General features: G+C 55.1%; 22 protein-coding genes and 1 riboswitch. Of the genes, 11 read left to right on the top strand and 11 right to left on the bottom strand.

Annotation, left to right across the window (positions count from 1 at the left end; all coding sequences use genetic code 11):
* Nucleotides 1–5: 5 nt before the first annotated feature.
* Nucleotides 6–1208, bottom strand: a complete 1203-nt coding sequence (locus tag Q371_RS10265; protein ID WP_084571374.1) for an AAA family ATPase — start codon at nt 1206–1208, stop codon at nt 6–8.
* On the bottom strand, nt 1205–1828 hold the full coding sequence (locus Q371_RS10260; RefSeq protein ID WP_034339856.1) for an RNA ligase family protein: 624 nt from the start codon (nt 1826–1828) through the stop codon (nt 1205–1207). Before Q371_RS10260 ends, Q371_RS10265 begins: the two co-directional genes overlap by 4 nt.
* A gap of 475 nt (nt 1829–2303) precedes the next feature.
* Here Q371_RS10260 and Q371_RS10255 point away from each other — a divergent pair, with 475 nt between their 5' ends.
* On the top strand, nt 2304–3077 hold the full coding sequence (locus Q371_RS10255) for a VOC family protein (RefSeq protein ID WP_034339853.1): 774 nt from the start codon (nt 2304–2306) through the stop codon (nt 3075–3077).
* Between the two features lie 3 nt (nt 3078–3080).
* Here the strand turns inward: Q371_RS10255 and Q371_RS10250 are convergent, their stop codons facing one another.
* Nucleotides 3081–4901, bottom strand: coding sequence for a polysaccharide lyase domain-containing protein (locus Q371_RS10250; RefSeq protein ID WP_034339850.1), 1821 nt, complete (start codon nt 4899–4901; stop codon nt 3081–3083).
* A 117-nt stretch (nt 4902–5018) separates the two neighbouring features.
* On the opposite strand from Q371_RS10250, the gene Q371_RS10245 reads away from it, so the two are divergent.
* The gene (locus tag Q371_RS10245; protein ID WP_051964023.1) at nt 5019–5993 is read left to right on the top strand and encodes a polyprenyl synthetase family protein; all 975 of its coding nucleotides are present in this window, start codon (nt 5019–5021) and stop codon (nt 5991–5993) included.
* A gap of 18 nt (nt 5994–6011) precedes the next feature.
* Here Q371_RS10245 and Q371_RS10240 read toward each other — a convergent pair whose 3' ends face one another.
* The 3 genes from Q371_RS10240 to Q371_RS10235 form a co-directional block, all read right to left on the bottom strand.
* A complete protein-coding gene (locus tag Q371_RS10240) occupies nt 6012–6722 on the bottom strand; it encodes a tetratricopeptide repeat protein (RefSeq protein ID WP_034339847.1) in 711 nt (236 codons plus the stop codon).
* Between the two features lie 91 nt (nt 6723–6813).
* Nucleotides 6814–6936, bottom strand: coding sequence for a hypothetical protein (locus Q371_RS28065; protein WP_281174299.1), 123 nt, complete (start codon nt 6934–6936; stop codon nt 6814–6816).
* A 129-nt stretch (nt 6937–7065) separates the two neighbouring features.
* Nucleotides 7066–7263: a helix-turn-helix domain-containing protein gene (locus Q371_RS10235; RefSeq protein WP_034339844.1), complete on the bottom strand. Its 198-nt coding sequence runs from the start codon at nt 7261–7263 to the stop codon at nt 7066–7068.
* 241 nt (nt 7264–7504) lie between these two features.
* On the opposite strand from Q371_RS10235, the gene Q371_RS10230 reads away from it, so the two are divergent.
* The 6 genes from Q371_RS10230 to Q371_RS10205 all read left to right on the top strand — a co-directional run bounded on the left by Q371_RS10230 (nt 7505) and on the right by Q371_RS10205 (nt 12601).
* A complete protein-coding gene (locus Q371_RS10230) occupies nt 7505–8257 on the top strand; it encodes a DUF554 domain-containing protein (RefSeq protein WP_034339841.1) in 753 nt (250 codons plus the stop codon).
* Between the two features lie 20 nt (nt 8258–8277).
* Complete coding sequence (gene plsY / locus Q371_RS10225; RefSeq protein ID WP_034339838.1) at nt 8278–8874, top strand: glycerol-3-phosphate 1-O-acyltransferase PlsY; 597 nt, start codon at nt 8278–8280, stop codon at nt 8872–8874.
* A 3-nt stretch (nt 8875–8877) separates the two neighbouring features.
* On the top strand, nt 8878–9582 hold the full coding sequence (gene bshB1, locus Q371_RS10220; protein WP_034339836.1) for a bacillithiol biosynthesis deacetylase BshB1: 705 nt from the start codon (nt 8878–8880) through the stop codon (nt 9580–9582).
* 194 nt (nt 9583–9776) lie between these two features.
* Nucleotides 9777–10133 (top strand): hypothetical protein, encoded by a 357-nt coding sequence (locus Q371_RS10215; protein WP_157442635.1) that lies wholly within the window; start codon nt 9777–9779, stop codon nt 10131–10133.
* Nucleotides 10134–10184: 51 nt separating this feature from the next.
* Nucleotides 10185–10793 carry a cytochrome P460 family protein gene (locus tag Q371_RS10210; RefSeq protein WP_034339831.1) on the top strand — a complete coding sequence of 203 codons (609 nt, stop codon included), beginning with the start codon at nt 10185–10187 and terminating at the stop codon, nt 10791–10793.
* A 62-nt stretch (nt 10794–10855) separates the two neighbouring features.
* Nucleotides 10856–12601, top strand: coding sequence for a hypothetical protein (locus Q371_RS10205; RefSeq protein WP_034339828.1), 1746 nt, complete (start codon nt 10856–10858; stop codon nt 12599–12601).
* 75 nt (nt 12602–12676) lie between these two features.
* On the opposite strand, the gene Q371_RS10200 is transcribed toward Q371_RS10205, so the two are convergent.
* From Q371_RS10200 to thiC, 5 genes are all read right to left on the bottom strand, one after another.
* Nucleotides 12677–13624, bottom strand: coding sequence for an NAD(P)/FAD-dependent oxidoreductase (locus Q371_RS10200; RefSeq protein ID WP_281174302.1), 948 nt, complete (start codon nt 13622–13624; stop codon nt 12677–12679).
* A gap of 17 nt (nt 13625–13641) precedes the next feature.
* Nucleotides 13642–14436, bottom strand: coding sequence for a thiazole synthase (locus Q371_RS10195; protein WP_034339986.1), 795 nt, complete (start codon nt 14434–14436; stop codon nt 13642–13644).
* Between the two features lie 203 nt (nt 14437–14639).
* Complete coding sequence (gene thiS, locus Q371_RS10190) at nt 14640–14834, bottom strand: sulfur carrier protein ThiS (RefSeq protein WP_034339823.1); 195 nt, start codon at nt 14832–14834, stop codon at nt 14640–14642.
* Entirely contained in the window at nt 14824–15465 is a 642-nt protein-coding gene (gene thiE / locus Q371_RS10185) for a thiamine phosphate synthase (protein WP_034339820.1), read from the bottom strand. Before thiE ends, thiS begins: the two co-directional genes overlap by 11 nt.
* A 160-nt stretch (nt 15466–15625) precedes the next feature.
* The gene (thiC, locus tag Q371_RS10180; protein ID WP_051964020.1) at nt 15626–17425 is read right to left on the bottom strand and encodes a phosphomethylpyrimidine synthase ThiC; all 1800 of its coding nucleotides are present in this window, start codon (nt 17423–17425) and stop codon (nt 15626–15628) included.
* Nucleotides 17426–17591: 166 nt separating this feature from the next.
* Nucleotides 17592–17700: riboswitch (TPP riboswitch) on the bottom strand.
* Nucleotides 17701–17863: 163 nt separating this feature from the next.
* Between thiC and Q371_RS10175 the strand changes: the two genes are divergently transcribed.
* The 3 genes from Q371_RS10175 to argF all read left to right on the top strand — a co-directional run bounded on the left by Q371_RS10175 (nt 17864) and on the right by argF (nt 21061).
* Entirely contained in the window at nt 17864–18664 is an 801-nt protein-coding gene (locus Q371_RS10175) for a hypothetical protein (protein ID WP_034339814.1), read from the top strand.
* 11 nt (nt 18665–18675) lie between these two features.
* Nucleotides 18676–19431, top strand: coding sequence for a bifunctional hydroxymethylpyrimidine kinase/phosphomethylpyrimidine kinase (thiD, locus tag Q371_RS10170; protein WP_034339812.1), 756 nt, complete (start codon nt 18676–18678; stop codon nt 19429–19431).
* A 679-nt stretch (nt 19432–20110) separates the two neighbouring features.
* A complete protein-coding gene (gene argF / locus Q371_RS10160; RefSeq protein ID WP_051964017.1) occupies nt 20111–21061 on the top strand; it encodes an ornithine carbamoyltransferase in 951 nt (316 codons plus the stop codon).
* Nucleotides 21062–21124 lie beyond the last annotated feature (63 nt).

The following is a 21124-nucleotide window of genomic DNA, read 5'->3' as shown; positions in this document are numbered from 1 at the left end:
TGTGCTCAATCGATGTACTGCACCTCGTGGGCCTCGAAAAGCTCTGGAAACTGAAACCCCTGCACCTGTGAAGCAATCACCCCTGCTGGAACGGCATGTTCCCGCAGACGGTTTCTTTTGATGGCCTCCTCTGGAGCAACCTGAAACACCACCATTTTCACATGGGCATGGTAATCCAACCCGAGGTTGACCAGCCTTTCACGGGACAGTTTGCGGATGTTGGTGGCATCCCAGATGACTTTCCGACCTTCACGCAGGGCTTTTTTGAGGTCTTCTCTGGCCTGCTGCCACACCTGACCGTTGATGCTCTGGTCTCCCCTGTCACCCGAGAGGTCCTCGCGCAGATCGTCCATGCTGATGACTTGCGTGTCTGGATGGTTCTCTTTGATCCATGTGCTTTTTCCAGAGCCACTGAGGCCACACAAGACTGTCAATTCTGAAGGACGGTTGCGCCACAGGTAAGACCTTGAGATGGCCTCCTCTGGGGAGAAAATCCGGCCTTCCTCGTAATCCAGAATGGCGCTTTGCTGGACATAAGCTTCCTGATCCCGGATGGGTTCAAGCCATGCCTGATGGGGGTCCTCATCCCACAAACCGTATTCTTCGCACTGGAGCTTGAAGAGGTCCAGCCATTGGAGCTGGTCTTCGAGGTCACTCGCCCACCTGCCCCGGATGTCCGCCTGTTCCAAGAAGTAAAGCAAGGGAAGCTCGGTGGTGCGGGCCAACCGGCGGTACATCCGCTCTGGTGCATTCTTGACCACGAAATGCTTGGGGTCGTGGTGGTGTCCCACCAGAGCAATCACCCTGCGCACCAGTTCAGCAGAAAACCCTGCCGAGAGGAGCCTGAGGGAAAGGTAATCCCGACCGACCACCGCATGACCCGGCGACACCATCCTTCCCTCTCGAAAACGGGTGGTGTTGGCCTTGCCAATGTCGTGCAGCAAAGCCGCAAACGTCAGGGTCAGGCGTTCGTAAGGGGTAAAATCACCCTCCTGCAAAATCTTGCTGAGTTCTTGCAACACCAGAGCGGTGTGGATGTCCACGCTCCCCTCTGCGTGCCACTCAGGGTCCTGAGGGGTGACTTCCAACTGGGGGTACCAGTCCAGAAAAGGAGACAGGGCCACCTTCCACTCTGGGTAAGCCACCTCCTGACCTTCCAGCACAAGGCTGGCAAGGTGCTGCACCTGTTTGACATGAAAGCTGCTCATGGTTTCCTTAGGCCATTGGGCACCACGGCCTGATGCATCCAGTGCTCACTGGTTTGCACATGGTTGGCCCTCACCCATTTTGCAACCCTCTGGCCAAACTCACTGTACGGAAAACCGGCAGTGGGCCGGACCACATACCCTTCGGTGGTGGAGGTGTCAATGGAAAGGCTCTGGACGGCCTTCTCATCCCAGAGGCCACGGTAAAGCACCCTGGGGGTGGGGGCATTCACCAGAGCCGCCCACGTTAAGGTTTCATCCCAGCTGAGTGCGGTGTTATGGTCATCCCAGACAGAAAAAAGGTAAAAGTAAGATTCCAGACTGTCGTAACCGATGGAATGGCGGGCATACATGTTTTCGCCACACAACCTGTAGCCATCAGGAATCAGATACCGAATCTGACCGTGGTAAGCCTTGATCCAGTCTCTGGAGGGGTGGTAACGGTTGTCCACGCTTCTGGCATGCAGGTAATTCTGATACAGGCTGGTGTTCTCTCCGTCCAGTTTTTCGGTGATCACCACTTCCTGACCGTTCCAGATGTGGGTGTCCGTCAGGATCACATCGTCTGCATCGGCCTTCTGGGACCACGGAAGGTGGGGGGTTCTGGGGTATTTGGTGTACATGGTGCTGTCCTCCTGCGACACAAAAAAGTCCTTGCCCATGGATCGGGGCAACTCGGGGCTTTGTGGTGGCAGGCAGGGGGTTACATGTTCAATTCACCAGAGAGCATTTTAAGGGCTTGGGTGGTGGGAAACATGCGGGTTGTGGCGTAGGCCATATGGGGCAGGGGGGCGTTGTAGGGGCTACGCGTGCGTCGCCCTGAAGCCGAGAGCCGAGAGCCGAGAGCCGAGAGCCGAGAGCCGAGAGCATGGTGTTGCACGGAATAAAAAGGGTCAAGGGGATGGTATGGGTGCATCAAGCAACCAGAGCACATGCCTGAACCTGTTTGACCTTGCAAGTGCGTTTTGAAGGGTTTGTCTCGCTGTGAACTGTCTGCTGTGAACCTCAATTCCAGACAACACGAAACATCACCTTCAGATCCAAGCTTTAATCTATATACCACTAGATTTTTTATAGCGAAAAGCCTACAATGAACCCATGAGACGCATCGGCACGGTTCACCTGAACGTGAAAGACCTGAAAAAGCAACTGGAGTTCTACCAGAGCACCCTTGGAATGCAGCAACTGGATGAGCAGGGAAATGCCGTGACCCTTGGGGCAGCAGGTTTGCCTCTGGTCACTTTGCACCACACCCCCAACGCCCAGCGAACCCGAGGGGCCGGTCTGTACCACTTTGCCGTGTTGCTGCCCTCGAGAGCGGACCTCGGGCAATTCATTCAACACATCGCAGAGAAGCGGATTCCTGTGCAGGGGGCCTCGGACCACCATGTTTCAGAAGCCCTGTACATGGCCGACCCTGAAGGCAACGGCATCGAAATTTACCGTGACCGCCCGGAAGCCGAGTGGGGAAAAAACGGCCAGATTGAAATGACCACCGCCAGAATGGATGTGGAGGGGGTCCTGCAAGCAGCAAAAGCAGAGCCTTTTAAGCTGTTGCCTGAGGGCACCATCATGGGACACATCCACCTGCATGCCTCCAATGTTCCAGAGGCTGCCCGTTACTACCTGAACACCCTGCAAATGGAGCACATTGCAGACTATCCGGGCGCACAATTCATGAGTTACGACCATTACCACCACCATGTCGCCGTCAACAGTTGGAATGGGCAGGGGGTGCCTGCCCATCCTGAGGGCCTCGGGCTGCGGTCTTACGAGCTGTTCACCGATGTTTTGCCAGAGGGAACGGTGACCGATCCCAGTGGCATTGTGCTGAACATCAAACCCCTTCAGGTTGCTGTTGCTGCACCTTGAAAATCATTTGCCCGCCAGCCTGTCTTGCATGAGTTCGTGCAAGTACACTTCCAAGTTGGTGTAACCTTCCATGCCCAGTTTGGCTTTGGAAAGGGTTGTGCCGTTGTTGTCCGGTGCTTTGGGATTCAGACCGTTGGCGGTCTCCCAGGCATCGGGCATGCCGTCGTTGTCGGTGTCCTGAGGGGCAGGGGGCAACACTGCAGGCAGCAGCAAAGCGTCGTTGGCTGGATTTTGCCTTTGTGGGGTGGAATCGATGATCCCTGTTTTGACAGCACCCAGCAAACGGGTGTCCATGGGATCTCTGGGAAACACCCCTACATTCTTGAAGATGTGATCTGCAAGCTGGCTTGAGGGTGTGTAGGTGATGCTCGGGAAAGGATGTCTGGCCTCCTGAGACCATGTGGGTTTGGTGGCTGCATAAGGCATGGCCATGTCTTTGACCGCCTGATCAAAATCATTGCAGCAATAAATCAACTGGTAGTCCTGCACAGCAGAAAACAAATTGATGTGGTTGTCCTGCATGAAAATCCGGGTTTTGGTGTCCTCTGGGAGGTAACCTTCATCGGGGGAATAGGCAGCGTCCAGAGAAAGCATGCCGAACTTCAATCCTGCCCTGTCTGGATACACCATCAGATTGCCCACAAAATTGGCGTGGGTGTAAACCGGATCGGTGGCGTAACCATTGCCGTCTGGTTGGGTCAGACTGGTGTTGGAAAGCCACATTGCAGCGTAAGGATCGGTGTAGAGGTTGTTGGAGACCTCGATTTCCATGGTGCTGCCTCTGGCACTGTTGTTTTCGCGGCTCATCTCTGGCAGGCGACCCATGATGCGGTTGAAGTTGTTGTGGTGGATGGACAATCTGGTCAGCGGGAAATCCCGAGTGGGATCAGAATAATTCAAAAGCATTCCACCGTATTCGGCGTGGCCTCCAACCGTTTCTGCAATGATGGAATTCTGGATGGTCACATCGCTGGTGAAAGACACCTGAACCGATTCGTCTTCGGCGTTGCCAATGGACAGGTGATCCACAATGCCATTCTTGGCCCGATGAAAGCGCAACCCATCATCGGTGAATCCTGCGGGCCTGAGGCGCAAAAACTGCACCACAAAATTGCTGGGGGTGAAGCTCGGGAGGGGGCAACCGTCCTGCTCACAGATGGACTCGTCGTTTTCAATGCGGAGGCCCCGCAAAGTGATGCCCCCCGGCGAGGTCTGTCCTCCGATGGTGACATCACCATGCCTCAGGTAAGCCACGGTGTTGATCAGGCCACTGACCTTGAAAACGATGGTTCGCTTGCCCGGTTCGTCCAGAGCGGATTGCAAGGAACCCGGCCCAGAGGCATTCAGGTTGGTCACGTAAAGGACTTTTCCGCCCCGTCCGCCTGTGGCTTTTGCACCAAAACCCTCGGCTGTGGGAAAGGCTTTGAGGTCTGCATTGACCGGAGTTGAACCTTGCACAGTCAGTTCAAAGTCAATTTCATTGCGGGCACCCTCTGCTGTGCCTTTGATGGTGGCCAGGGTCTTACCTGTTGCAGCAGTGGGAGATGCAGAAAACGTGAGGGTGCTCTGGGTGACTCCGGCTGCCAGAGTGATGGGATCCGCAGTCACGCCAGAGGGCAAATCTGCCACAGAAACCTGTACAGGAAAATCCCCACCTGTTCGCTGGACATAGATGTTCACAGCAGCAGCATTGCCTTGCTCCAGGGTCAACACGGCAGGATCGGTGGTGAGGGTGAAATTGAGTTTTCCTCCAGAGGTCCCGGCACCTGAACAGGACATCAGGCCCAGAAGACACATCATCAACAGACTGGCCGGTTTGCGCATGTTTTTCCTCCAGAGGTCCTGCTTTTTTTCAGGATAGTGTGTGGGGCCTTACCGGATTGTGACAGGGTGCTTTGCACTGCGTACAGTCTGCGTTTCCATTTGGTCTAAAATACTCGGGTGCGCAACCTCATTGCCGAGTACATCGACCAGACTTTGCCCAGAACCCACAGTCGGCCTGAAATCCAGCATCTGTACGACCTGATGCGCGACTACCCCCAGAGGGGTGGAAAAATGCTGCGCAGCCAGTTGCTTTTGATGGCTGCACAGGCTTTTGGGGGCACTTTTGACAAAGCCCTGCCTCTGGCTGCCGCTCTGGAGCTTTTCCAGAACTGGGTGCTGATTCACGACGACATTGAAGACGAATCCGAAGACCGCCGGGGCAAACCCGCCCTGCACCGCTTGCATGGTGTGCCTCTGGCGCTCAATGCCGGAGACGCCCTGCACGTCTACATGTGGCAGGTGGTGCATGCAGCAGGTGTAGCAGGGGCCTTTGAGGAGTTCATCCAGACCATCCACCGCACCGCAGAAGGCCAGCATGTGGACCTGAGCTGGGTCGTCAATGGCACCTGGGACCTTTCAGAGCAGGATTATCTGGCGATGGTTCACCTGAAGACCGCCTACTACACGGTGGTTGCACCCTTCAGACTCGGGATGTTGGCCGCCGGCCTGACCCCTGATCCAGAGATTGAAGCGGCAGGTCTGAAACTGGGCGCAGCTTTCCAGATCCGGGACGATGTTCTGAATCTGATCGGAGACATCAAAGACTATGGCAAGGAAATTGCAGGAGACCTGCTGGAAGGCAAACGCACACTGGTCTTGCTGCAATGGCTCGGGCAGGCCTCTGCAGAGCAGAAAAGTTTCTTTTTGAAAGTGATGTCTTTGCCCAGAGAACAGAAAAGCCCCGAGGACATCGCGCAGATTTTGCAGTGGCTGCAAGACTCGGGGTGCATCCAGCATGCCCAGAACATCGCCGATCAGGAGGCCAGAGAAGGCTTGCACCTGATGGGCCAGGTCTTGTCCAGAGCACAAGACCAGCAGGTGGCCAGCCAGATTCTGGCCTTGCTGCAGCAACTTGCCACCCGCACCGCTTGATGCAGCGGATTCTTTGAGTTAACTTAATCGCTTTTGCCAGAAGCCCCAACCCAGAGCTTGCGCCACCGCTCTGGCCTCTTGAAGGGCTTCTGGTTCGATTTTGGAACGGGACACCTGTGCCCGCATGTGGGCCAGCTCAAAAGGGCGGGTTCTGGAAAACACCTTTTCAATGGTGGCAAGGGCTTTTCTGGGGTTGCCCCAGCGCACGTGGGCTTCTGCGGTGATCGCCAGAGCGTAAGGATCGGCCTCCTGACCCATCATTTCTGCCACTTTGAAGGCTTCTGCGAGGGTCAGCACCGCTTGCTTGTGCTGGTCCAGATCCAGCAGCACCTCTCCAAGGATGCACACCCCACTGATGATGGCTGTGCCACTGCGTTCCTTGCGGGCCAGTTCCAGACCTCTGGTGGTCTGGTCCAGAGCATCCTGAAGGTGTCCCATCTGCCACAAACTGCTGCCCTGATGCACCAGAGCCAGTGCACCTGCTTGCTTTTGCAAAACCTGCAAGGCCGCTTCAGGTTGCCCCAGACGGTTGAGGGCGATGGCCTTCAAAAGCTCCATCTGTCCTTCTGAACGCTCGCAGAAAGACACCGTGCGTTCGGCGAGTCCAGATTGCCAGCACTGCACCGCCTTCTGGCTGGCCTCCTCTGGCGAGAGGTCGGTTTGCAGCAAAGCCGAAAGGTCACGGTCCAACAGGGTCAACTCAGGGAAGTGGGCAGCAAAGGTGGTCATCACTGAGCTGAAAGTATAAGGCTTGCTTGAATGCAGACCAAGTGAAAAGGACAGCAGACTGGGGCCGCTGTCCTTTGAAAAATCGGCAACTTCAGTAATCGTCGCCGCGCAGGGGTTCTTCGTACTGGGAGTTCAGCACGAACAGTGGGAGACCCACGAAAAACCCGACCACAACAATTGCGGTGATGATTCCAAAAATCAAAGTGGCGTCCACAGGTGTCCTCCTGAAAACACAGTTTACTGGATTTGTCCCGGGACAAAAACACTTGCGAATACAGAGGGCCTGCCCGGATTCAGGTACAACCCGAGTAACAGGCCCCCTTCCAGAACAACGACGGTTGCGTCAGCTGGCTTTTTGCAAGCCAAGGAACCTTCTCAATTCCCGTCTGGGAATCCTCAAACCCTCCCCGGTTTCCAGAGCCCCAAGGGCCCCAGAGCGGATCCAGCGTCTGACGGTGCGGTCATGGCAGAAGGTGAAATCGGCCACCTCGCGCACGGTCAAGAATTTCGGAAGATGACGCAACTGGTCGTTTAAAGTCATGCGAACCTCCCAATGCCACCAAAAAAACAAGACCGCACAAGGCGGTCTTGATTCCAGGTCACTTCGAATTGGAGTGACGGTGAGTCGTGAAAAATGGGACCCATCAGCAGCATCTGTCCTGATTATAACCACGAATGTCAGCAGAAAGTAAATGGTTTGTTACAACATGCACAAGTTCAGGGCGATCCAAACCGGTCCACCCTCGCAAAACCTGCACAAACACGCGTTATAGTGTTGCAATATGGACTTTTTCCTCAAAACCAGCGGCACCTGGATCAACGTTGCCACCGTCTTGCTGGGCACCTTTCTGGGGATGGTGCTTGGAGGCCGCATTCCCGAGCGCATGAACCACACCCTGATGCAGGTGCTGGCGGTCACCACCCTGTACATTGCCATCGACATGGGCACCAGCCTGAATGGACTCAAAATTGGGATCCTGCCGGGAATCATTGCTGCTCTGGTCTGTCTTGCACTCGGTGCAGTGATGGGAGAACTTTTGCAACTTGAGGAAAAGCTGGGCAACCTGGGCGAAACCCTCAAACAGAAATTCAAAGGCAAAGGCCGCTTCACTGAGGGCTTCGTGACCGCCAGTTTGCTGTTTTGCATTGGTCCCATGACCGTGATTGGCAGCCTTCAGAATGGTCTGCAACTGGACCCCAACACCCTGATTTTGAAAGCCACTCTGGACGGCATCGCTGCGGTGGCTTTGACCGGCGTCTATGGCATCGGGGTGGGCTTCTCTGCTATTGTCGTTTTGATTGTGCAGGGCATTCTCAGTCTGGCAGCAGGCGGACTGGCCAGTTCCCTTCCCAACCCGGCCACCGATCCATCGGTGCTCCTGATCACCGGGACCGGGGGTTTGATGATCACCGGCATCAGTTTCAATCTGCTGTTCGGAAGTTTTGATTCACCCCACCGGGTGCGAGTGGGTTCCTTCTTGCCTGCCCTGCTGCTGGCCCCCTTGCTGGTGGCCTTGATGTCTGTGCTGAAATGACCTGTGTTTTGAGGTGACGTGTGGAAATTCTGGTTTTGCTGCTTTCGTACCTGCTGGGAAGCATTCCGATTGGCCTGTGGATTGCCCGGCTTTACAACATCGACATCACCAAAGTGGGCTCGGGAAACATTGGGGCCACCAACATCCAGAGGAACATCGGATGGGGACCTGCTCTGGTGGTGCTGGCCTTTGACATCTTCAAAGGTGGCTTGGCCCTTTACATTGGTCGGCAGTTTGGCCTGACCGATTTTTACCTGGCGGCCTGCGCCCTGCTGGCTGTGCTCGGGCACAATTACTCTTTGTTCCTGAAATTCAAAGGCGGAAAAGGGGTGGCCACTTCCATTGGCACCCTGCTGGTCATGAACCCCCTGATTGGTCTGGGAACCGCCATTCTTGCGGTGGGCATCATGTACCTGACCCGTTTTGTCTCTGCTGGAAGCATGATGGGCGGCATCGCTGCCGTGATGCTCCTGATTTACCATGGCGATCCGCTCTGGCAAATCGTGACCGCATCGGGGTTGGCTTTGCTGATCCTCTGGACCCACCGGGACAATTTCAAACGCCTGCAATCCGGAACCGAACGTCGCATTGGCACCCCCAAGGACACCCCCAAATAACCCATGCAACACGTCTACGGAACAGTTCAACCGCTTTTCGCACTCTGCATTGCTCCCCACCCCGATGATGCAGAAATCGGGGCTGGAGGCACCCTGATTCGGCTGGCACAGTCCAAAAAAGTGGGCATTCTGGAACTCTCCCGAGGAGAAATGGGCACCCTTGGCACTCCAGAAGGCCGTCTGGAAGAAGCATGCAACGCCGCGTCCATCATGGGTCTGGCCTTTCGAGGGAACCTCGGGCTGCCAGACGGTTTCCTGAAACCCGAACGGGAACAGGTGCTGAAACTGGCCCAAGCGCTGCGGGACCTGCGTCCAGAGTTGCTGTTCATTCCCCACCATCTGGATCGGCATCCAGACCACACGGGCAGCTACCAGTTGTGCAAAGACGCAGTCCATGTGGCTGGCCTGAAAAAAGCCGAGCTGCAAGGCGATCCCCACCGGGTTCGCAAAGTGCTGCTGTATCAGGGCAACTTTCCCATCGAAGCCGACGTGCTCTTTGACATCAGTGGGGTGCAAGACCTCTGGGAGCAGGCCATCATGGCCCACACCAGCCAATTCACCGGACCCCAGATCTCCGAAACGGTTTCCCCAGAGGTGATTGACCGCAGGCGTGCCCGCAACATGTACTGGGGCACCTTTGCTGGCGTCAAGTACGCCGAAGCCTTCACCAGTGAAGTGCCTTTGTTGCTGGACCCTCTGGATTTTTAAGACCCCTTTTCCTGCCTGCAAAGGCAGGTTTTTTGTTTGGGTACAATTTGAATTCAGAATGAATCTTGCTGTTTTGTACAATGGATGGGATCTGAGCGTCCAAATGTTCTCAGGACCTCGGCCTCTCTGGAAAACCCGATTTGCAAAGAATGACGAGGAGACCCATGCTGCTTGAATCCCCAATACCACTCCCCTTGAACACTGTTCTGCATGTTTACATTCTGGAAACCCCTTCCAAAAATCAGGAGGTGGCCCAGAGCATCAACATTGATTTCCCGGATGGAACAGGTTTTTCCATTTCATTGAGGAACACCAGCAAATGGCAGAAAATCGCCCTTCCTGTCCAGTGCCAAAAACCAGATGACAAGGTGACCATCACATTCATTCCCAGTGGAAACCACTCCACCTTTGGATATGGCATTTTTTGCAAAGACCTCAAGCCCAGAACACATGCCGTTCGTGTGATGCAAAAACCCAAAAACACCATCTCTTTTGGGGAAACCTTTGTGCTTTCCAGAGAGATGAAAAATGCGATTGATCTTCTGAAATGACCCCATCTTCACCATCCAGAGGATCTGTGGTCCTCTGGATTACACTGAATCATGTTCCTCTGGTTGCGGTTCTCTCTGCTTGGCTTGTTGCTGCTGGGCAGCACCCCAGTTGCCATCCCGAGCCCTCAGGAAGATCCCATTGCTGCGGCAAATGCCCTTCCCTACCCTGAGCAATATCAGCAAACCATGACCCTGTATGCGGTGGTGGACCGTCCAGACGGCATGGTCCGCAAGCTGTACGTCAGTCAGAGTGCTTTGCAGGCCGTCAAAAGCCAGACCCCATACCCAACCTCTGGGGATGCCCTGTACGTGATTGAGAATTACCGTGCACAGAGCTTCAATCAGAAATACTTGCTGGATGCCCAGAAGCACCTGATTCCCAGAGCCATCCCGGAAACCATCCATGTGATGCAACGTCGGGCCAATGTGAAAGGGGCCATGGACAACTGGAATGTCCAGAGTTTCAGAGGTTCGGACGGGCAAGTGGACACCTCAGCCAACCTGTTTGAATGCTGGTCCTGCCATGTGTCTGCTGAAAAGCGGGAGTTTGTGTTTTCCAGACCTGTGCTGCAAAAGTTTCTGGTCACCTCACAGGTGCAGCGCTGGGATTGCCCCAAACCCAACCGCCAGTTGTGCAACCAGCATCTGGATTTCCCCTGACCTGCGCATCCATCTGGAAACCCGTCACCCCCTGAGGCCAGAGTTCCCTATAAAATGGTGGGGTGAAACACAAAATCATCCTCACCTCACTTTTGCTTGCCAGCGGTCTTTCTCTGGCTGCCCCACTGAACCGTTATGTGCCTGAAACTGCGTTGGCCGAATTCCAGCTCAATGGTCTCAGCAACATCAAACCCCAGATCACCACCCTGATCGATCTGGAAAGCACCCTGCTGGACGCTGGCCTGAAGTACGACGATGCCAAAATCGCCCAGAACCTGCTCTGGGGTGGGCTGGGCACCGAGTCCAGCCTGTCTGTGCACATGGTCAAAAACGACGTGGAGGTGCTGGCAGTCACCCGTGTGGGCAAATCCAGCAACAAACAGGTCCAGAGCCTGATGGCCGACCTCGCCAAAGGCAAGAAAAAGCCCACCAAATTGAAAGAAGGCCGTTTTGTGTTTTTTGCACAGGACGGGATGTATTACGGGTTTCAGGATGGTCTGGCTTATGTTGGTTCCCATCCGCAACTCCTGAGGGAGTTCCTGAAGCGCTTGCAGAACAGCAAACTGGCTGGTCTTTCCAGCCAGCAGAGCTTCCAGAGCACCATGCTGAACGATGGAGGCAACTTCAAAGCCTTCGTCAACCTGAAATCCCTGATGAATCTGGTGCTGAAGGAAATCCCCCAGTCGGACCAGAAAGAATTCCCACAGGCGATTCAGGCTTTGCGCAGTTTGCAGGGGCTGAGCCTGTCTGCGAGCTTCACCAAAACCGGTCTGGATGGCACTTCGGTCATGAGCTTCCAGAACCTGTCCCCAGAGCTGCAACGCCTGCTCAGTTACTCCAAAACCCAGTTCAATGCAGAAGTGCTCCTGAGACCCGACGTGCAGGGTTACGGGGTCAATGCCGTGGATCTGCAAGGCTGGATGGATTACTTTGTCGGTCTGGTCCCAGAGCTGAAAGACAACCTGCCTGAAGCATATGATCGCTTCAAAGGGGTCCTCGGGACGGAAATGGTCGGGATTTATCCGGCGGCCACCTCGGGCAAAGCCCTTTCCAGTCTGGCAGGCACCAACGCCCTGTTCGGTCTGGAAATCACTGACCCAGAGCAGGCCCAGACCTTGCTGGATGAACTGGTGCAGGAACTCGAAGCCATGGGACAGAAAGACCCCATGACCCCAGAGATCGATGAAGACCTGACGGAAGACGGCATGACTGAAATGGATCATGGCATGGACCACAGCATGGATGACCCCATGATGGATGAAGGCATGGAAGACCTCTTTGAGGATTTTGAGGGTGTGTCTCAACCCGAGGTTCCTCAGGTGACGGTGGAGAAGCTGGATGGAGACATCACCTGCCTGAACTTTGCCGATGCAGGCAGCACCGCCAGCATGGGTGAACTGGCCGCCCTGAGCAGTGTGCTGGGCGACGCCATGAAAGTGTGCTTCAAAATCCACCAGAAATTCCTGATGGTCGGTCTGGGTGCAGATCTGCTGAACAACCTGCCCAACACCCCATCAGAAACCCTCACCCCATCCAAGCAACAAACCCTGTTTGGCAATCGTGCGCTGACTGGATTCCAGTGGATCGGGGCAGATTACTTCAAAAATTACGCCAGCCAACTGCGTTTGAGCAACGTGATGCTGAACACCCTTGCACAGGACAGCACCGAAAAAGAAGCGGTGGGCTTCGCCTCGACTTTGCTCTCTGGACTGGCCAATCTGGCAGACCGCACGCAGGAAAACGTCACGGTGTCTTATTTCGAGAACAACCGGGTGATCACCAAGAGCAACACCACCATCGACTGGTAAACCCATTCAACCCCAAAACAAAAAACACCCCCGGTGCCTGAGGAGGAGGGAAAAGGGCACCGGGGGATGTCTCATTCAGTGTACGGGCAGCCCATAAGAGTCCGGTGATGCCTCCATGAAAAGTTCTGCCAGAAGCTGAGCCGTGACCGGGGCCAGCAAAACCCCATTGCGGTGGTGTCCTGTGGCGACCAGCACGCCTTTGAGACTGGGATGGTGACCCACAAAAGGCTCAGGCAGGTAAGGGCGAACCCCTACCCTCTGTTCCAGCACTTGCGGTTCAGGGATGTGGGGATGGTGGTTCCGCACATGGTTCAGCAAGGTGTTCTTTGCCCCCTGTGTGGGCGTGACATCCAGAGTTTCAATTTCGGTGGCCCCCACAAACGTCCAGTCTCCTCTGGGCACCAGATACCCTTTGCCTTTGTAGGTGGCATGTTCGATGTGTTTTCCGTCAATCAAGAGCACCTGCCCTTGTTTTGGCAAAACAGGAATCCCAAACTTTGCAGACCAAACTCCACAAGCCAGAATCACAGCATCTGCCCTGATTTCACCCAGAGAGGTGCGGACCACAAGCCCTTGCTGATCCTCAATGGCATGGACTTCTGCGTGGGTCACTGGGCAAAGCATGTGCAAGGCAGAGAGGACTTTCTCGGGTTCAAGGCTGCCTTCCTGTGGGAAATAAGCCATGCCATGTGGATGCAAAGGATGGTCCTCCAGCCAGACTCCAGACCTTTTTAAGTTGAGGGCTTCTTCTGGAGAACAGGCCGCATGGCCCAAACCAGACCGATACCCCACATCCACCCCCATCTCCTCAAACCGCTTCAACCAGTCCTGCCAGAGATGCAGGGACTGCAAGGCTTTTTCACGCCAGTTTTCGGGAATGGAGAGGGCTTCACTGGTGGGGGCCAGCATGCCTCCACTGGCTCGGGTGGCCTGACCTGCAAAACCAGCGTCCAGCAAAGTCACCTGTGCTCCAAGGTCTGAGAGCTTCACCGCAACCATGCTACCGATGATTCCCGCACCCACGACCACCACATGGGATTTCACTCCGGAACCTCGGGATCTGTCAGGCGCACCACCCCTTGAACTGGACTGCTGGGACTGGCATGTTCACGCACGGGCATGCGACCTGCAAGGTATGCCTGACGGCCTGCATTCACTCCGTCACGGAAGGCTTCTGCCATGCGAACGGGATCTCTGGCTTCTGCAATGGCGGTGTTGACCAGCACGCTGCTGGCTCCCATTTCCATGGCTTGAGAGGCTTCAGAAGGCACCCCAAGTCCTGCATCCACCACCACCGGAGCCGTGACGCTGTTCAGGATCACCTCGATGCTGGCCCGATTCTGAATGCCCTGCCCCGAGCCAATGGGCGAACCCAGAGGCATCACTGTGGCGCACCCCACCTCCTGCAACTTGTGGGCCAGCACTGGATCAGCAGGCATGTAAGGCAACACCACAAAACCTTCTTCACAGAGCCGTTTGGCAGCCTCAAACGTCCCAAGGGGATCGGGCATCAGGTAACGGGCATCGGGAATAACCTCCAGTTTGATCCAGTTGGTGCCGGTGAGCGCTCGGGCAAGGCGGGCCACCCGAACAGCCTCCTCTGCGGTTTTGCACCCCGCTGTGTTGGGCAGAAGCTGGTATCTGGACAGGTCAATGGCGTCCAGAATACCCACATGCCCTGCTGCTCCAATTTCCACCCTGCGGATGGACACGGTCACGATCTGGGTTCCAGACGCCTCCAGAGCGTCTTTCATCACTTCAAAGTCACGGTATTTTCCGGTTCCCAACATCAAGCGGGAAGTGAATTGTTGTCCTGCAATGTTCAGTAAGTCCATGGTTTGACCTCGTTTCTGTTTTTTGGGGTTGCTCCACAAGTGAAGGTGGCTGCAGAAGGCTGAAGGACGAAGGCAGAAGGCTGCCATCCAAAAGGCTCCGGCTGATGCTTTTGAATTCGGCTTGAGCGATGGCACAGGGTTCTTGCTTTCTGCCTTCTGCTTTCTGCTCAACGAATCAAGTGGTACAACAGCCCATCGCAGAGCTACCCCCCCTGCATCGCCCGCACAATCTCGATCACATCCTCTGGTTTCAGAAGCACATCCTCAATGTGTCCAGAGGGAAAAACCTGTTCGCCAACCATTACAGCCACCCGGTCTCTGGGGATGTTCAGTTGGTCCAGCAAAGCCAGCAAGGTCAACCCCTCTGTGTGGAGAAATGCTTTGCCGTTAACCTGCATGGACCAGCTCCAATGCTTTTTTGAATCCACGGGCAGCTTGCTCTGGATCTGGGGCATTCAGGATGGCCCGCACCACCGCGACCCTCTGGACTCCGGCCATCACCAGATCGGTGATGTTGTCGAGGTTGACGTTTCCAATGGCATAAAACGGGATGGGAAACTTCTTTTGCACAGCCCAGCGAGCATATTCCAGACCCACCGCAGCCCTTCCAGCCTTGGTGGGGGTTTCCCAGATGGGGCCCACCGCAAAATAATCGGCCTGCTCTGGCACAACTTGCAAAGCCTGATCGGGCCTATGGGTGGAACGTCCCAGCAACAGGTGAGGGGCCAGTTGTCTTGCAAAAGCAGGAGGCAAATCCTGCTGCCCGAGGTGCACCCCATCCGCCTGCACTGCAAGGGCCACATCCACCCGGTCGTTCACAAAAAACACCGCCTGATGCTTGCGGGTGAGGTCTCGCAGGGCCTCTCCCAGACGGATCTGGGTTTTCACTTCGGATTGCTTGGCACGCAGTTGCAAGACCCCCACTCCGCCTTTCAGGGCAGCCTCGCAGCGCTTGAGGTATTCCTGCTCGGGCATTTCGGGGGTGAAATTGGCGACGAGGTAGAGATGGGATGAGGGAGAGTTCAACATGGGAGGCCCCTTTTGAGCCGAGGGCCGAGAGCCGAGAGCCGAGAGCAAAAAACATGTTCAGCTTTGGCTTTTGCCTGCTGCCTTCTGCTTTCTTCTTGACCCCAAGATGCGCCTCCGAAGCGGTTCGGTCGGCGCGGGGTCGCTGCCTTCTGCACCCCCTTCAAACCCCCACCTCCCGGTCCAGATAGATGTTCATGCCCTGTTCCTGAAACTCCAGAGACTTGTCCTGCATGCCCCTGCGGATGTCTTCGGTGAGTTTCATGGAGCAGAAATGGGGGCCGCACATCGAGCAGAAGTGGGCGGTTTTGGCGGCCTCGGCAGGAAGGGTGGCATCGTGGAAGGCCCGGGCACGCTCGGGGTCCAGAGCGAGGTTGAACTGGTCTTCCCAGCGGAATTCAAAACGGGCTTTGGAGAGGGCGTTGTCGCGGATCTGGGCACCCGGAAACCCTTTGGCCAGATCGGCGGCATGGGCAGCGATCTTGTAGGTGATGACCCCTTCTCGGACATCGTTTTTGTCGGGAAGCCCGAGGTGTTCTTTGGGGGTCACGTAGCAAAGCATGGCGGTGCCGTACCAGCCAATCTGTGCTGCACCAATCGCCGAGGTGATGTGGTCATAGCCGGGCGCAATGTCCGTGGTCAGTGGCCCGAGGGTGTAAAAAGGAGCTTCAAAGCAGTGTTTGAGCTGTTCATCCATGTTCTCTTGAATGAGTTGCATCGGCACGTGACCGGGACCCTCGATCATGGTCTGAACGTCATGTTCCCATGCGATGCGGGTCAGTTCTCCAAGGGTGTGCAGTTCTGCAAACTGGGCTGCGTCGTTGGCGTCTTCCAGAGATCCGGGACGCAAACCATCCCCGAGGCTGAAACTGACATCGTAGGCCTGCATGATCTCGCAGATTTCACGGAAATGGGTGTACAGGAAACTCTCCTGATGGTGCGCCAGACACCATTTGGCCATGATGGATCCGCCTCTGGAAACAATGCCCGTGCGCCTTCTGGCGGTCAGGGGAATGTACCTGAGCAGCACTCCAGCATGGATGGTGAAGTAATCCACCCCTTGCTCGGCCTGCTCGATGAGGGTGTCGCGGTAGACCTCCCAGGTCAACTCCTCGGCCTTGCCTCCGACTTTTTCCAGCGCCTGATAAATCGGCACGGTGCCCACGGGAACAGGGCTGTTTCGGATGATCCACTCTCGGGTCTGGTGAATGTTTTTTCCCGTCGAGAGGTCCATGATGGTGTCGGCTCCCCATCTGGTGGCCCACACCATTTTCTCGATTTCCTCTTCAATGGAACTGGACACTGCACTGTTGCCGATGTTGGCGTTGATCTTCACCCGGAAATTCCGCCCGATCACCATCGGTTCAAGCTCGGGGTGGTTGATGTTGGCCGGAATGATCGCCCTCCCTTTTGCCACTTCCGAGCGCACAAATTCGGGGGTGATTTCTCTGGGGATGCTGGCCCCAAAAGGTTGTCCGGCATGTTGTTGCAAAAGTTCTTGCATCCCTTCAAGCCGTTCTTGCTCGCGGATGGCCACAAATTCCATTTCCGGCGTGACGATGCCCCGTCTGGCGTAATGCATCTGGGTGACGTTGCTTCCGCTTCTTGCTTTCCGAGGCAAGGGAATCTGAGGGAAGGTTTGCCTGTCCTCCAGCAAATTTCTGGTGAACTCCGAGGAAAAACCAGAGAGCTTTTCAGTGTCCTGACGCGCTTCTATCCAGCCCTGACGGACTCTGGAAATCCCCTGATGCACGTTGATTTCCTGCGCAGGATCGGTGTACGGACCACTGGTGTCATAAACCCACACCTCTGGATTGGGGGTGTTGCGGCTCACGCCATTCCAGAGTTCCAGCGTGGGGTGCTGGGAAATCGCTCGAAAAGGAACTTGAAGGTCAGGATGAAGTTTTCCCTGCACGAATTTTTTCTGGCTGGCAGGAAAGGGCTGGGTGGTGATCTGTTGCATGGGTCCTCCAAAAGCAATGGCAAGCCTTCCCGAGCGGTTTTGCCTCGGGCAGGGCTGGGTTTGACTGGGAAAAGATCAACGTCTGGTGACTTCAAAAACAGGCATCAAACCAGAATGATCCCCTCCCGATGGGACCATGCGAACACATTGGATTGTTTGGGGTAAAGGTGTGTGCTGGTCACGTTTCCTCCGCTGGTACAAACCAGATCAGGTTCCACGGGTTGGGCGTTTTTCCCTCTCAGCCTCTGTGACATTAGGCACCCCGAGTGACAATTACAGGTTTATCAGGAAGGGTGAGGGCCTGTCAATGGAGGAACACTTAGGGGAGGCCGAACGTGTAGGGGCAAGGCATGCCTTGCCCCACAGGAGAAAGTGGGTTCTCCCCCATCAGGGATTTCTCTGGAGGGAACCTGAGCCCCAAAACCCTTACCCTGAGGCATGACCCTTGAAATGGAACTTTTGAAACGGTTTGCCCAATTTGATTCCAGAACCCACCGGATGTTTCCAGAGGCTTTGCCTCCTCATTTTGAACTGGATGTGGCCCACATTGGACAGCGGTTGGTTGGAAGCATCGAAGAACAGTTTGAAGGGGGCCACCACCAGGTCCGGATTTTCTGGGATGACTTGCGACCCCAGCACCTGCTTCAACCTGAGTTTGAACGGGTTTTGTATCACACAGGGCATGCAAAACATGTTCCTCTGGATGATGTCGTGCAGAGTGGGTTTTTGCCTTCGGAGTCCTCTCTTCCAGCATTTCCTTTTCCTGATCCCACCCATTACCGCACAGACCACGCTCAGGTGCATCTGGTGTTTCTGGAAGGTCAGGTGGAAATGGTCTGGACCCACTCCCTCAGGCCAATGCAAGCTGTCACCACCCCCATGCAGGCATGGATTCCCAGACTTGAACCACCAGAGCACATGATGGTGCTTCCAGAAGGTTCCTCTGGGGATGGTGCAAGGATGTTTTTTCAGGCACGCCTGCTGGGAGACCTGCCTCTGGAAGATGTCTTGATCCATTACAGCAAGGCGATGCAAGATGCTGGATGGACGCCCAGACACCGAATGCTCCATCCTGACGAGGCTTTTGAAGGGTACGCCCTGCACACTGAGATGCATCAATTCGCAGGTTACATCCGAGTGTTGCAGGTGCAAGATGCCCTGCATGCTGTTCTGCACTTGGAACACCTGAACCGACCCCGAGGAGGCTGGAGCTTTTTCACCCTTCAGACAGAAGGATAAAATGAACAACCATGCATGTTGCCCTTTCCATTGCTGGCTCTGACCCCTCTGGAGGGGCAGGCATTCAAGCCGACCTGAAAACCTTTCATGCCCACAAAGTCTACGGATTGACCGTTCCCACCCTGATCACGGTGCAAAACACCCTTGGGGTGAAACGGGTGCATCTCCTGCCTGCAGAACTGGTGTTTCAGCAGATTCAGGCCCTGAGAGCTGACTTTCCCATCCATGCCGTCAAAATTGGGGCTCTGGGCAACCAGAGCATCATTCAGGCTGTGCATGCGGCTTTGAAAGGTCTGGAAATCCCCATCGTCCTTGATCCTGTGCTGGTGTCCAGCAGTGGAAAAGCTTTGCTCGCCCCAGAGGACACAGAAGCCCTGAAAACCTTGCTTTTTCCTATTGCCACCTTGATCACCCCCAATTTGCCAGAGCTTGAAGTGCTGTATCAGGGAAAAGTCCCTCTGAAGGGGAACTTTCTGGTCAAAGGAGGACATGGCACTTCTGATGTGCTCACCGATGTTTTGTGGATGGATGGTGTTCAGATGGGCACCTTTCAAGCTCCCAGACAACACACCCGGCACTTGCACGGCACAGGATGCACCCTTTCCAGCAGCATCGCTGCCCATCTTGCTCTGGGATTTGAATTGCCAGAGGGCACCCAAAAAGCCCATGATTACTTGCAAGGGGCCATTCGAAATGCACCTGATCTGGGGCATGGCTCTGGTGGATTGCAGCATTTCTGGGCTGAAAACGGGCACGAAAACGTTTAAGTTTTGAACAGGTGCAATTCAGTGGGAGCTCATGGAATTTGATGCTTTCAATTCCAAACAACCGAAATTTTTTGTTCTGGTTTCCACAATCTGGGTGTCACAGAGAAGAAAATCAATCCATGCATCAAAATGCCTCAGAATCGACTGTTGAGCGAATTCCACATGTTTTTCTTAACCTGACCTTTAGGCTTGCCTACGGGAAATCCCGAATGCCAAAAATGTGATGTTTCCCTGACCGCAGACAGGGTAAGCTGTTCTTGGGGCGCAAAGAGGACATGCATAACCCATCCCGATCTATTTCTGTTTGATCACCCCAAACATCCTCCGGGGAATCCCACATCCTGAACAAATTGAACCTCCACCATCAAGCGCGAGATTATCGCGCCCCTTTTTTTGGTATCCATGAACCCTCCACAACATGACTTTCGGAGCAAAGGGACCATCCTCCACTCAACGAAGGTTGCAATCCCTTGAATCTGAAAAACCTGAGTGAGATTTGCTGTATTGTCTCCATATGCTCGAAAGCAAATGCCTCTGGATGGGCTTTGCGCTGACTGCTGAAGGCGGATCGCTGACACATTTTTCCATTGATCGCCCAAGATCAGACTTTGCACCACCCCCCACATCACCTACAAATAATTATTCAAAAACCACAAAAATTATGTATAATCATTAACCTATGACGAAGTTCCCCCCGATCCTCACTGGCAGAGATTTCCTGAGCAATCTGGACGTGACGCCTGCAGAATACCGCACCCTCATGGACACCGCCCACTCCATGAAACGCGGCGAATTTAAAGGTCTCAAGCCTCTGGAAGGCCAGACCCTTGCCCTGATTTTCGAAAAAGCCTCCTTGCGCACCCGCACCACCTTCGATGTGGCCACCTACCAGTTGGGCGGTCATGCCATCACCCTCACCAACAACGAGATTGGTCTGGGCGTGCGTGAACGGGTCAGCGATGTTGCCAAGAACCTGGAACGCTGGGTGGATGGCATCATGGCCCGCGTGTACCTCCAGAGCACCCTCATGGAGCTTGCCGAGCATGCCAGTGTTCCAGTGATCAACGGTCTGTCCGACTTCCTGCATCCTGTGCAACTGCTCGCAGACTACCAGACCATCGAGGAGAACTTCGGCGCAGGAAACCTCTCTGGCCTGAAAGTGACCTACCTCGGAGACGGCAACAACCTCGCGAACAGCCACATCCACATGGGCATCTTGACCGGAGCACACGTCACCGTCTGCACCCCTGTGGGCTACGAGCCCAACGGTGGTGTGCTGCTCGAAGCCATCAAGGCTGGAGCCAACATCACCCTGACCCACAACATCGAAGAGGCTCTGGAAGGCACCGATGTGCTTTACACCGACGTCTGGATCTCGATGGGTCAGGAAGCCGAAGCCGACCGCAAACGCAAAGCTTTCGCAGGTTTCTGTGTGGACGCCCCCATGCTGGAAAAAATCAAGCCAGAGGGCATCTTCCTGCACTGCCTCCCTGCCCACTACGGCGAAGAAGTGGTCCCCGAAGCCACCGAACACCGCAAATCCCGCGTGTTTGATCAGGCCGAAAACCGCCTGCATGCCCAGAAAGCCCTGATTTACCATGTGATGGGTGGACAGAACGTTCGCTGGTAAAGAAGCAGAAGGCAGAAAGCTGAAGGCAGAAAGCTGAAGGCAGAAAGCTGAAGGCAGAAGGCA

The organism is Deinococcus misasensis DSM 22328 (assembly GCF_000745915.1).
GTDB lineage: Bacteria > Deinococcota > Deinococci > Deinococcales > Deinococcaceae > Deinococcus_C > Deinococcus_C misasensis.
Note: the sequence above shows the minus strand (reverse complement) of the source record. Positions and strands in the feature narration are given on the sequence as shown.